The organism is Streptomyces solicamelliae (assembly GCF_045348655.1).
In the GTDB taxonomy this organism is placed as follows: Bacteria; Actinomycetota; Actinomycetes; order Streptomycetales; family Streptomycetaceae; genus Streptomyces; species Streptomyces solicamelliae.
Map to the genome: position 1 here is coordinate 1624060 of NZ_CP160404.1, position 12565 is coordinate 1636624.

11 protein-coding genes and 1 tRNA gene are annotated in these 12565 nt (G+C 69.5%); 9 read left to right on the top strand and 3 right to left on the bottom strand.

Going from position 1 to position 12565, the window contains the following annotated elements; genetic code table 11:
• The first annotated feature begins 19 nt into the window (after positions 1 to 19).
• The 7 genes from ABZO31_RS07520 to ABZO31_RS07550 all read left to right on the top strand — a co-directional run bounded on the left by ABZO31_RS07520 (position 20) and on the right by ABZO31_RS07550 (position 7353).
• A complete protein-coding gene (locus tag ABZO31_RS07520) occupies positions 20 to 511 on the top strand; it encodes a PaaI family thioesterase (RefSeq protein ID WP_406860304.1) in 492 nt (163 codons plus the stop codon).
• Between the two features lie 155 nt (positions 512 to 666).
• Positions 667 to 1086, top strand: a complete 420-nt coding sequence (locus ABZO31_RS07525) for a hypothetical protein (RefSeq protein ID WP_406860305.1) — start codon at positions 667 to 669, stop codon at positions 1084 to 1086.
• 432 nt (positions 1087 to 1518) lie between these two features.
• Positions 1519 to 2751, top strand: coding sequence for a branched-chain amino acid ABC transporter substrate-binding protein (locus tag ABZO31_RS07530; protein WP_406860306.1), 1233 nt, complete (start codon positions 1519 to 1521; stop codon positions 2749 to 2751).
• 103 nt (positions 2752 to 2854) lie between these two features.
• The gene (locus tag ABZO31_RS07535; RefSeq protein ID WP_393647086.1) at positions 2855 to 3787 is read left to right on the top strand and encodes a branched-chain amino acid ABC transporter permease; all 933 of its coding nucleotides are present in this window, start codon (positions 2855 to 2857) and stop codon (positions 3785 to 3787) included.
• 4 nt (positions 3788 to 3791) lie between these two features.
• Positions 3792 to 5582 (top strand): branched-chain amino acid ABC transporter permease, encoded by a 1791-nt coding sequence (locus ABZO31_RS07540; protein ID WP_406860307.1) that lies wholly within the window; start codon positions 3792 to 3794, stop codon positions 5580 to 5582.
• A gap of 5 nt (positions 5583 to 5587) precedes the next feature.
• Positions 5588 to 6640, top strand: a complete 1053-nt coding sequence (locus ABZO31_RS07545; RefSeq protein WP_406860308.1) for an ABC transporter ATP-binding protein — start codon at positions 5588 to 5590, stop codon at positions 6638 to 6640.
• On the top strand, positions 6637 to 7353 hold the full coding sequence (locus ABZO31_RS07550) for an ABC transporter ATP-binding protein (RefSeq protein WP_406860310.1): 717 nt from the start codon (positions 6637 to 6639) through the stop codon (positions 7351 to 7353). Before ABZO31_RS07545 ends, ABZO31_RS07550 begins: the two co-directional genes overlap by 4 nt.
• Before the next feature lie 94 nt (positions 7354 to 7447).
• Here the strand turns inward: ABZO31_RS07550 and ABZO31_RS07555 are convergent, their stop codons facing one another.
• The gene (locus tag ABZO31_RS07555) at positions 7448 to 8104 is read right to left on the bottom strand and encodes an ANTAR domain-containing response regulator (protein WP_406860312.1); all 657 of its coding nucleotides are present in this window, start codon (positions 8102 to 8104) and stop codon (positions 7448 to 7450) included.
• 102 nt (positions 8105 to 8206) lie between these two features.
• Between ABZO31_RS07555 and ABZO31_RS07560 the strand changes: the two genes are divergently transcribed.
• Positions 8207 to 8279, top strand: a tRNA-Leu gene (locus ABZO31_RS07560).
• Between the two features lie 54 nt (positions 8280 to 8333).
• Here ABZO31_RS07560 and pyk read toward each other — a convergent pair.
• Positions 8334 to 9767 carry a pyruvate kinase gene (gene pyk / locus ABZO31_RS07565; RefSeq protein ID WP_406860313.1) on the bottom strand — a complete coding sequence of 478 codons (1434 nt, stop codon included), beginning with the start codon at positions 9765 to 9767 and terminating at the stop codon, positions 8334 to 8336.
• A 135-nt stretch (positions 9768 to 9902) separates the two neighbouring features.
• Entirely contained in the window at positions 9903 to 10589 is a 687-nt protein-coding gene (locus ABZO31_RS07570; protein ID WP_406860314.1) for an SIMPL domain-containing protein, read from the bottom strand.
• Between the two features lie 167 nt (positions 10590 to 10756).
• Between ABZO31_RS07570 and ABZO31_RS07575 the strand changes: the two genes are divergently transcribed.
• Entirely contained in the window at positions 10757 to 12565 is a 1809-nt protein-coding gene (locus ABZO31_RS07575) for a bifunctional metallophosphatase/5'-nucleotidase (protein ID WP_406860315.1), read from the top strand.

A 12565-nucleotide genomic window follows, 5' to 3' on the forward strand; every position in this document is an offset into this window, starting at 1 on the left:
GACGAACGGAGCCGGGCCCATGGGTGAGCAGACGACTGTGAAGTTCCCGCAGGAGGTCCTCGACGAGTACGCCGCACTCGGCGTCGATCTTCCCGCCCTCTTCTCGGCCGGGCACCTGGGCAACCGGATGGGCGTGCAGATCCTCGAGGCCTCGGCCGAGAAGGTCGTCGGCACGATGCCGGTCGAGGGGAACACCCAGCCGTACGGGCTGCTGCACGGCGGCGCCTCCGCGGTGCTGGCGGAGACCCTGGGCTCGGTGGGCTCCATGCTGCACGGCGGGGTCTCCAGGATCGCCGTGGGCGTGGACCTGAACTGCACCCACCACCGCGGGGTGCGCAGCGGCCTGGTGACCGGTGTGGCCACGCCGGTGCACCGCGGCCGGTCGACGGCGACGTACGAGATCGTGATCACGGACGAGTCGGACAAGCGGGTCTGCACCGCGCGGCTCACCTGCCTGCTGCGCGAGGTGACCCCCAAGGACGCGGAGAACATCCCCGGCGCCTCGGCCTGACCCCTCGCCCGAGCCGCAGCCCCCGGCGTCACCGACGGTGACGGACGGGGGCTTCGTGTTTCCCGGCCCTGGACCCGCCCTGCCCCAGCCGCCTCCCAACTACCGCTCGCCCCATGCCTGTTGTGCATCGAGGGGCGAGCGCCTAGCGTTCCCCCATGGGGCTTCCGCGGCACACCAGAGCCACGACCGCCCTGCGTACGGCACTCACCACCACCGCCGTACTGGGGACGCTCACCGCCTGCTCGGCCGCCGGCGGCGACGCCGCGCCCACGCCGACCGCGCAGGCCACCACGCCTGCGGAGCTCTGCACGAACCTGGTCGCGTACTGGGTCAAAGAGGCCCTGAACGGCAGCAAGTGGGCGGGGCTCGACTGGGAGCAAAAGGGGCTCTCCAACGAGCAGTTCGCCCTGCACGACGAGGTGCTCGCCGCAGCCCGCGCGAAGGAGCGCACCGCGGGCCGGGCGGCCGCGCTCGCCCTCGCGGACGAGGAGTCCCGCCGGCGGTGCGCGGCGACGAACGGAGCCACCGGGAGTTCCGATAATTGGAGAGCGCCGTCCGCGCCACCATCACGCTGAGTGATCTCGGCGCGGCCGGAGGGGCGGGTTCCCGTACCGGCCGATCCGTCCGGTCACAAACAGGCGCGTGTCCGCTATCCGGACACTCCCCAAGGGGCCACGTCAGGACCATGATCTAGTCAAGCCCCTGAGCGGAACTGGGCGTTCTCAGCATATGAACACCCGGCAACCGCCCGGTTTACCCCAGTTTGCCCACCCCCTGAGCACCGAGTCTCCCCGTCGGCATAACAAGACAGTCACATCCTGACCTGGGCGCTCCCGCGACTTCGCCACCTGCGCCTAGAGTCACGGCCAGTCACCGCGCCGCCGGGCGCGTCCTTGCACGGCCGGTACGAAACCCGTACCGGCCCGGCGTTGAAATACGGCACCTCTAGCTACCCCAGCTACACGGCACCTCAGCTCGAGGGGGCCGCGCCAGGGAAAGGATTCATCGTGCGCAACCGTTCGTTGCTCGTCCTCACCACCGTGCTCACCACCGGTGCACTCACCCTCACCGCCTGCGGTTCGCGCGACGACAAGGGTGGCAGCGACAACGCCAAGGGCGGCACGACCGTCGTCATCGGCGTCGACGCTCCCCTCACCGGCTCGCTCTCCGCGCTCGGCCAGGGCATCAAGAACTCCGTGGACCTGGCGGTCCAGACCGCCAACAAGAACAAGGAAGTCCCGGGCGTCACCTTCAAGATCGAGGCCCTCGACGACCAGGCCACCCCGGCCACCGGCAAGGCCAACGCCACCAAGCTCGTCGGCATCAAGGACGTCCTCGGCGTCGTCGGCCCGCTGAACTCGGGCGTCGCCCAGTCGATGCAGGCGGACTTCGAGAAGGCCAACCTGACCCAGGTCTCCCCGGCCAACACCAACCCGTCCCTCTCCCAGGGCGACAACTGGGGCAAGGGCGACTTCAAGCGTCCGTTCAAGACGTACTTCCGCACCGCCACCACCGACGTCGTCCAGGGCAAGTTCGCCGCGAACTACCTGTTCAACGACGCCAAGAAGCGCAAGGTCTTCGTCGTCAACGACAAGCAGACCTACGGCGCCGGCCTCGCCGCGATCTTCTCCCAGGAGTTCGAGCGCCTCGGCGGCAAGGTCGTCGACACCGACTCCGTGACCGTGAAGGAGACCGACTTCTCCTCCACCGCCAACAAGATCAAGGCCTCGGGCGCCGACTCCGTCTACTTCGGTGGTCAGTACCCCGAGGGCGGCCTGCTCTCCGACCAGGTCAAGAAGGCCGGCGCCAAGATCCCCACCATGGGTGGCGACGGCATCTACGACCCGGAGTTCATCAAGGCGTCCGGCGAGGCCAACGACGGTGACCTGGCCACCTCGGTCGGCTACCCGGTCGAGAAGCTCCCGACCGCCAAGAAGTTCATCGAGGACTACAAGGCGGCCGGCTACAAGGACGCGTACGCGGCCTACGGCGGTTACTCCTACGACGCCGCCTGGTCCATCATCCAGGCCGTCAAGGCCGTCGTCGCCGCCAACGACGGCAAGCTCCCCGAGGACGCCCGCGCCAAGGTCACCGAGGCCATGGCCAAGGTCTCCTTCGAGGGCGTGACCGGCAAGGTCGCCTTCGACGAGTTCGGTGACACCACGAACAAGCAGCTCACCGTCTACCAGGTCAAGTCCGGCGCCTGGGCCGACGTGAAGTCCGCGACCTTCGAGGACTGACCCACCACAGCACAGCCCCGCACTACTTGATCCAAGCCGCGCGAGGGCGCAAACAGCGCCCTCGCGCGGACTCATATCCGACACGCTCATCGGAGGCCCTGCGGTGCACGAACTGCCGCAACAGCTGGCCGACGGCCTTGCCCTCGGAGCCCTTTACGGGCTGATCGCCATCGGTTACACGATGGTCTACGGCATCGTCCAGCTCATCAACTTCGCCCACGGCGAGATCTTCATGATCGGGGGCTTCGGCGCCCTCACGACGTACACGATCCTGCCCTCGGGCACGTCCCTCGCGATCGCGATACCCGTGATGCTCCTCGGCGGCGCGGTGGTCTCCGTGGCCGTCGCCATGGCTGCCGAACGCTTCGCCTACCGCCCCCTGCGCGGCGCCCCCCGCCTCGCACCACTGATCACGGCCATCGGTCTGTCGATCGTGCTTCAGCAGCTCATCTGGGGCTTCTACCCCGGCGCCAAGAAGCCGATCAGCTTCCCCGAGTTCAAGGGGGACAGCTTCCAGCTCCTCGACGGCCTGGCCATCTCGCGCTCCGACGCCTTCATCCTCGTGGCCGCCCCTCTCTGCATGATCGCCCTCGGCCTCTTCGTCTCGAAGAGCCGCAGCGGCCGCGCCATGCAGGCCACGGCGCAGGACCCGGACACCGCGAAGCTGATGGGCATCAACACCGACCGCATCATCGTGATGGCCTTCGCCATCGGCGCCGCGTTCGCCGCCGTCGCGGCGGTCGCCGAGGGCCTCGACAAGGGCCAGATCCGCTTCGAGATGGGCTTCCTGCTCGGCCTCAAGGCGTTCACCGCCGCCGTCCTCGGCGGTATCGGCAACATCTACGGCGCCATGATCGGCGGCGTCGTCCTCGGCATCGCCGAGACGCTCTCCATCGCCTACGTCGAGCACATCCCCGGGATGGACCAGTTCGGCGGCGGCGCCTGGAAGGACATCTGGGTCTTCTCCCTCCTCATCCTCGTGCTGCTGTTCCGGCCACAGGGCCTCCTCGGACAGCGCAGCGCGGACAGGGCGTGATGTGATGACGACCGACCTCAACAAGTCCCCCGAGAACGGGACCCCCGAGAACCAGGCCCCGGAGACCGAGACCGCCGTGGCGGCCGCGGCCCCGGCGGCCGACGCCAAGGGCTCCGGCCTGCTCCACTGGGTCGTCGCCGGCGGTGGCCTCGCCACCCTGGCGAGCACCTTCCTCGCCTGGACCTACACCACCGAGTTCCCCGGCAACCTCACGGTCAACGGGTACCCGGGCGGTCTCCAGGTCCTCTCCCTCGTCGCCGGCCTGCTCGTCACGCTGTTCGCCCTCTCCGGGCTCGGCGTCAAGGGCATGCGCTGGCTGACCCCGGCCGGCTCCAGCAAGGCGCTGCGTTTCCTGGCGCTGGGCGCGTTCGGCACCACCTGGTACACCGTGCTGGCGATCGCCGTCCAGCTGGGCGGCCTCGCGCACCTGGAGCCCGGCGGCTTCGTCGCCGCGGTCGCCTCGCTGATCCCGCTGGCCGCCTTCGCGCTGCCGGACGACACCCGCGTCCCGTCGAAGCCCCGTGAGCTCCCCTCCTGGGCCGAGATCCTGCTGCTGGTCGTCGCGTTCGCCATCGGCATGTACGCCGTCACGTACGGCATCTCCACCGAGTACGGCGAGCTGTTCATCGGCTACCTGATCCTCGCGGGTCTGGGTGCCGCGGGCCTGTCCAAGTCGGGCCTCGTCGCCCGTCTCTCGGCCATCGCCTCGAAGAACCGCCAGGTCGCCGCGATCGCCGCCTTCGCGGCCGCGGCCGCGTTCCCCTTCACGCAGACCACGGACACCTTCACCGTCATCGCGGTGAACATCCTGATCTTCGCGACGGTGGCCCTCGGCCTGAACGTGGTCGTCGGTCTGGCCGGCCTGCTCGACCTCGGTTACGTCGCCTTCCTCGGCGTCGGCGCGTACACCGCGGCCCTGGTCTCCGGCTCCACGGCCTCCGCCTTCGACATCCAGCTGCCCTTCTGGGCCACGGTCGTCATCGGCGCGTTCGTCGCCCTGGTCTTCGGCGTCGTCATCGGCGCACCGACCCTGCGGCTGCACGGTGACTACCTCGCCATCGTGACGCTCGGCTTCGGTGAGATCTTCCGCATCACCGTCAACAACATGGACGGCGACAACGGCCCGCAGATCACCAACGGCCCGAACGGCATCCCGAACATCCCGGCGCTGAACATCTTCGGCTACGACTTCGGCGAGACCCACAGCTTCCTGGGTCTGGAGCTCAGCACCTACGCCAGCTACTACCTGCTGATGCTGCTGGTGATGGTCTTCGTGGTCGTGGTCTTCAGCCGGGCGCAGGACTCCCGGATCGGCCGCGCCTGGGTCGCCATCCGCGAGGACGAGACCGCCGCCACCGCCATGGGCATCAACGGCTTCCGCGTCAAGCTGATCGCCTTCGCCCTCGGCGCCACGCTCGCCGGCGTCGCCGGCACGGTCCAGGCCCACTTCCAGGGCACGGTCCTCCCGGAGATGTACATCTTCGCCGGCCCCGTCGCCCCGAACTCCGCGTTCCTGCTCGCGGCGGTCATCCTCGGCGGCATGGGCACCATCCGCGGCCCGCTCCTCGGCGCGGCGCTGCTCTTCCTGATCCCGGAGAAGCTGGCCTTCCTGAAGGACTACCAGCTCCTCGCGTTCGGTCTCGCGCTGATCCTCCTGATGCGCTTCCGCCCCGAGGGCCTCATCCCCAACAAGCGGGCGCAGCTGGAGTACCACGAGAACGACGACCAGCTCGATGTGCCGGACCAGCGGGTCTCCGCCGAGTCCGGTGTCGGTACCGCGAAGGCGGGTGCGTGAACGCCATGACGACCACCACCACGGCCACGGCCACGTCGACGGCCGCCACGGTCCTCGATGCCAGCGGCGTCACCATGCGCTTCGGCGGCCTGACCGCCGTCCGCGGCGTCGACCTGACCGTCCGCGAGGGCGAGATCGTCGGTCTGATCGGCCCCAACGGCGCCGGCAAGACGACCTTCTTCAACTGCCTGACCGGTCTGTACGTCCCCACCGAGGGACAGGTCAGCTACAAGGGCACGGTGCTGCCGCCCAAGCCGCACCTGGTCACGAAGGCGGGCATCGCCCGTACCTTCCAGAACATCCGCCTCTTCTCCAACATGACGGTCCTGGAGAACGTCCTCGTCGGACGTCACACCCGGACCAAGGAGGGCCTGTGGTCCGCGCTGCTGCGCGGCCCCGGCTTCAAGAAGGCGGAGCTCGCCTCCCGCGAACGGGCCATGGAACTCCTGGAGTTCGTCGGCCTGGCCGCGAAGGCGGAGCACCTGGCCCGCAACCTGCCGTACGGCGAGCAGCGCAAGCTGGAGATCGCCCGGGCGCTCGCCAGCGACCCCGGTCTGCTGCTGCTCGACGAGCCGACGGCCGGCATGAACCAGAACGAGACGCGCACCACCGAGGAGCTCGTCTTCGCCATCCGCGACAAGGGCATCGCCGTCCTCGTCATCGAGCACGACATGAAGTTCATCTTCAACCTGTGCGACCGGGTCGCCGTGCTCGTCCAGGGCGAGAAGCTCGTCGAGGGCACGTCCGAGGTCGTCCAGGGCGACGAGCGCGTCGTGGCCGCGTACCTGGGCACCCCGTACGAGGGTGCTCCGGGCGCGGAGGAGGTCGCCGAGGTCGAGGCGGCGGAGGCGCACGCGGAGGAGGCCGCCGAGGCCGCCGAGGCGCAGGCCGACACCGAGCCGGAGGCCGCGGACACCGCGTCGGACGACACCGAGGCCGCGGCCGAGGCGTCCGACGAGGCCGACGAGTCCGGTGACGCCGGCTCCGACGACGCTCCGGAATCTGCCGCCGAGAACGCTTCGGACGCGGACAGCACCACCGAAGGAGACTCCAAGTGACCGCTCTGCTCGAGGTCGAGGACCTCAGGGTCGCCTACGGCAAGATCGAGGCCGTCAAGGGCATCTCCTTCTCCGTCGAGGCCGGCCAGGTCGTCGCCCTGATCGGCACCAACGGCGCGGGCAAGACCACCACCCTGCGGACCCTCTCCGGTCTGATCAAGCCGAACTCCGGCAAGATCACCTTCGACGGCCAGGTGCTCAACGGCATCCCGGCCCACAAGGTCGTCTCGCTGGGTCTGGCCCACTCCCCCGAGGGCCGGCACATCTTCCCGAAGCTGACCATCGCGGAGAACCTCCAGCTCGGCGCCTTCCTCCGCAAGGACAAGGACGGCATCGAGAAGGACGTCCAGCGCGCCTACGAGCTCTTCCCGATCCTGGGCGAGCGTCGCAAGCAGGCCGCGGGCACGCTCTCCGGCGGTGAGCAGCAGATGCTGGCGATGGGCCGGGCGCTGATGTCCCAGCCCAAGCTGCTGATGCTGGACGAGCCGTCGATGGGTCTCTCCCCGATCATGATGCAGAAGATCATGGAGACCATCGCCACGCTCAAGGCGGAGGGCATGACCATCCTGCTCATCGAGCAGAACGCGCAGGCGGCCCTGTCCCTCGCGGACTACGGCTACGTGCTCGAGGTCGGCAAGATCAAGCTCTCCGGCACCGGCCAGGACCTGCTCGTCGACGACGAGGTGCGCAAGACGTACCTCGGCGAGGAGTAGTCGGTCCCCGACAGACGAAGGCCCGCCCCACAGCGTTGTGGGGCGGGCCTTCCCATGTCGTGCGGAGGGACCGGGAGGGGTCCGGGGGCCGGGCCTACTGCTGGCCCTTCGCGGCCTTCTTCTCCTCGGAGTCCTCGATGACGGCCTCGGCGACCTGCTGCATCGACATGCGGCGGTCCATCGACGTCTTCTGGATCCAGCGGAAGGCGGCCGGCTCGGTCAGCCCGTACTCGGTCTGCAGGATGCTCTTGGCCCGGTCGACCAGCTTGCGGGTCTCCAGGCGCTGCGCGAGGTCCGCGACCTCCTTCTCCAGGGCCTTCAGCTCGGCGAACCGGGAGACGGCCATCTCGATGGCCGGCACGACGTCGCTCTTGCTGAACGGCTTGACCAGGTACGCCATGGCGCCGGCGTCCCGGGCCCGCTCGACGAGCTCGCGCTGCGAGAAGGCGGTGAGCATGAGGACCGGGGCGATGGACTCGCCGGCGATCTTCTCGGCGGCGGAGATGCCGTCGAGGACGGGCATCTTCACGTCGAGGATCACGAGGTCGGGCCGGTGCTCGCGGGCCAGCTCCACGGCCGCGGCGCCGTCGCCGGCCTCACCGACGACCGAGTAGCCCTCTTCCTCCAGCATCTCTTTGAGGTCGAGGCGGATGAGGGCCTCGTCCTCGGCGATGACGACTCGCGTCGTCAGCGGCGGGACGTGCGACTTGTCGTCGTCGGCGACGGGCTGGGGCGACTCGGGGGCGGTCACGGGGGCTCCTCGTTGCGGGGCGATACTGCTCACCACGAGCCTACCCACCTCCTGTAAGGTAGGGGCACGACGGGTTACCGTCACCCTTGCTTTCGAAGGCGCGCCCCGGTAGCCCAGCGGTAGAGGCAGTGGTCTCAAACACCATCCAGCGTGGGTTCGAATCCCACCCGGGGCACTTTCCCTTCACTTCCAAGGTCACGAACCGTACACCCGGTCGGCGTCACCCGCCTCAGCCGGTGACGGGGTCGCCGATGTGGTGGACGCGGACCATGTTCGTCGAGCCGGGGACGCCGGGCGGGGAACCGGCGGTGATGACCACCGTGTCGCCCTTCCTGCAGCGGCCGATCTTCAGCAGATGTTCGTCGACCTGCGCCACCATCGCGTCCGTCGAGTCCACATGCGGACCCAGGAAGGTCTCCACGCCCCAGGTCAGGTTGAGTTGGGCGTGGGTCGCCGGGTCCGGGGTGAAGGCGAGCAGCGGAATGGGCGAGCGGTAGCGGGACAGGCGCTTGACCGTGTCGCCGGACTGGGTGAAGGCGACCAGGAACCGCGCGCCCAGGAAGTCGCCGATCTCGGCCGCCGCGCGGGCCACCGCGCCGCCCTGGGTGCGGGGCTTGTTCCGTTCCGTCAGCGGCGGGAGGCCCTTGGCCAGGATGTCTTCCTCCGCCGCTTCCACGATGCGGCTCATCGTGCGGACCGTCTCCACCGGGTACCGGCCGACGCTGGTCTCGCCGGAGAGCATCACCGCGTCGGTGCCGTCGATGACGGCGTTGGCGACGTCGCTCGCCTCGGCGCGCGTGGGGCGGGAGTTGTCGATCATCGAGTCCAGCATCTGGGTGGCGACGATGACCGGCTTGGCGTTGCGGCGGGCCAGCTTGATCGCGCGCTTCTGGACGATCGGGACCTGCTCCAGGGGCATTTCGACGCCGAGGTCGCCGCGGGCGACCATGATGCCGTCGAAGGCGGCGACGATGTCGTCGATGTTCTCGACCGCCTGCGGCTTCTCGACCTTGGCGACGACGGGGACGCGACGGCCCTCCTCGTCCATGATCCGGTGGACGTCCTCGATGTCGCGGCCGCTGCGGACGAAGGACAGGGCGACGACGTCCGCACCGGTGCGCAGCGCCCAGCGCAGGTCCTCGACGTCCTTCTCGGAGAGGGCCGGGACGGAGACCGCGACGCCGGGGAGGTTCAGGCCCTTGTGGTCGGAGATCACGCCGCCCTCGGCGACGACGGTACGGACCCGGGGGCCGTCGACCTCGGCGACGTCGAGCGCGACTCGACCGTCGTCGACGAGGATGCGCTCGCCGGGCGTGACGTCGGCGGCGAGGCCGGCGTACGTGGTGCCGCAGCCGTGGCGGTCGCCCTGGGCGGCGGGTTCGACGGTGATGGTGAACTCGTCGCCGCGTTCAAGGAGTACGGGACCCTCCTGGAAACGGCCGAGGCGGATCTTCGGGCCTTGAAGGTCGGCGAGGACACCCACGCCGCGCCCCGTCTCCTCGGCGGCCTTGCGGACATGTCGGTAGCGCTCCTCGTGCTCGGCGTAGGTGCCGTGGCTGAGGTTGAGGCGGGCCACGTCCATTCCGGCCTCGACGAGGGCCTTGATCTGGTCGTATGTGGCAGTGGCAGGACCAAGGGTGCAGACGATTTTCGCTCGGCGCATGCGTCGAGCCTAGGCATTACCAACGGGTAGAACATGGGCTCGTCATGACAGACCAACAACCTTTACATGAAAGGTTGTTGACAAGTCTTGAATATGTGCGGGGCCTTGCTCTGATGAGCGTCGGAGAGGGCTTCCTCACAGCGCCGGCGGGTGCAGGGTGAAGCGGGCGGTCACCTCCGCCGACGCCGTCTGGAGCTGCGGTTCGAGGGTGAGCGGGGGCGCGGCCTCGACGGCCTCGGCGGCGAAGGCCATGCGCAGTCCGCCCGCCGGGGCCGGCGGGACCAGGTCCGTACCGGTGTCGGAGAGTTCGAGCAGGGCGTCGAGGGTGGTGCCGAGGGCCTCGGCGTACTCGCGGGCGCGCTGGACGGCCGCCGTGACGGCCAGCCGGCGGACCCGGGCGTACGCCGGGGAGTCGGGGCGCAGGGCCCACCAGGGTCCGTCGACACGGGTCAGCTCGCGTTCGGCCAGTCGGGTGGCGAGTTCGCCCAGCGCGGTGAAGTCGGTGAGCTCGGCGGTGAGGTGGACCCGGCCGCTGTACGCGCGCACGCGCTCGCCGCGGCCGTGCCGGGCCGGCTCGGGCGTGAGCGTGAACGCGCCGGTCTCCAGCCGTTCCACGGCCTCGCCGTACGACCGGATCAGGTCCAGGGCCTCCGCGTTGCGCCGCGTCAGGTCCCGCAGGGTGGCGTCCCGGTCCGTGCCCCGCGCGCCCACGGTGACGCCGATGCGGGCGAGCTCGGGGTCGACCTCCAGGCGCGCCTCGCCGCGCACGGTGACGCGCGGGCTCCGGGGGCTGGGTTCGGTGGTGAATCCGTCGGTCGGCATGAGCGTCGCCTCTCCCCTCGTCCGTACGTATCCGGGCTCGTCCGTACGTCTCCAGCCTCGCTCCTTCGCAGACTTTCGCATTCCGTCACCTGAAAGGGGTGTTCCCCGGCGTGACTCCTGAGCCAGAATCTACGCGCGTTGTGCAGAGTCGAGATCAAGGAGTACCCATGCCGCTGAACCGCCGGACGTTCCTCGAGAGCTCCGTCGCCGCCGGAGCGGGAGCCGCCCTCGCGGCCGGCGTCGCGGCCCCCGCCCAGGCCGCCCCCGCCGCCCCTCCCACCCCCGGACGCGGGCCCAAGCGGTACTCCTTCACCGTCATGGGCACCACCGACCTGCACGGCAACGTCTTCAACTGGGACTACTTCACGGACAAGGAGTTCGACGACAAGGCCCACAACGACGTCGGCCTGGCGAAGATCTCCACCCTGGTGAACCAGGTCCGCGAGGCGAAGGGCCGCCGCAACACGCTGCTCATCGACGCCGGCGACACCATCCAGGGCACCCAGCTGTCGTACTACTACGCCAAGGTCGACCCGATCACGAAGACCGGCGGCCCGGTGCACCCGATGGCCCAGGCGATGAACGCCATCGGCTACGACGCCGCCGCCCTCGGCAACCACGAGTTCAACTACGGCATCCCCGTGCTGCGGAAGTTCGAGGAGCAGTGCGACTTCCCGCTGCTCGGCGCCAACGCCCTGGACGCGAAGACCCTGCGTCCCGCGTTCGCCCCGTACAGCATCCACCGGCTGCGCACCCCGCACGGCCGGGACGTCAAGGTCGCGATCCTCGGCCTGACCAACCCCGGCATCGCCATCTGGGACAAGGCCAACGTCACCGGCAGGATGGTCTTCCCCGGCCTCGAGGAGCAGGCCGCGAAGTGGGTGCCGAAGCTCCGCTCCATGGGTGCGGACGTGGTCGTCGTCTCCGCGCACTCCGGCTCCAGCGGCACCTCCTCGTACGGCGACCAGCTCCCGTACGTCGAGAACGCGGCCGGTCTGGTCGCCGAGCAGGTCCCCGGCATCGACGCGATCCTCGTCGGCCACGCGCACACCGAGATCCCCGAGTACCGGGTGAAGAACAAGGCGACCGGGCAGGACGTCGTGCTGTCCGAGCCGCTCAAGTGGGGCCAGCGGCTCACCCTGTTCGACTTCGACCTGGTGTGGAACAAGGGCCGCTGGACGGTCGAGAAGGTCGCCGCGCAGGTCCTCAACTCCAACACGGTGGCGGAGGACCCGGCGATCACCAAGCTGCTCGGCGACGAGCACGCCGAGGTGGTGGCGTACGTGAACCAGGTCATCGGCACCTCCACCGCCTCGATGACCACGGCCGACGCGCCGTGGAAGGACGAGCCGATCATCGACCTGATCAACCACGTCCAGGCCGAGACGGTGAAGGCCGCCCTCGCGGGCGGCGCTCACGCGGCCCTGCCGGTGCTCTCGCAGGCGTCCTGCTTCTCCCGCACCGCCCGGATCCCGGCCGGCCAGGTCACCATCAAGGACGCGGCGGGCCTCTACCCGTTCGAGAACACGCTGGAGGCCCGGCTGATGACGGGCGCCCAGCTGAAGGAGTACCTGGAGTTCTCGGCGCGGTACTACGTGCAGACGCCGGCCGGCGCGCCCGTGGACACCGCGAAGCTCACCAACGCGGACGGCATCCCGGACTACAACTACGACGCCGTGTCCGGGCTGACGTACGAGATCGACATCGCGAAGCCGGCCGGTTCGCGGATCGTGAACCTGTCCTTCGAGGGCGCGCCGCTGGACCCGGCGGCGCGGTTCGTGCTCGCCGTGAACAACTACCGGGCCAGCGGCGGCGGCGCGTTCCCGCACGTCGCGAAGGCCCAGCAGCTGTGGGCGAACTCGGATGAGATCCGCAACACGATCATCCAGTGGGTGCAGGCCGAGGGCACGGTCGACCCGGGGCAGTTCGCGTCCGTGGGCTGGAAGCTGACCCGTGACGGCGTGCCGGTGTTCTAG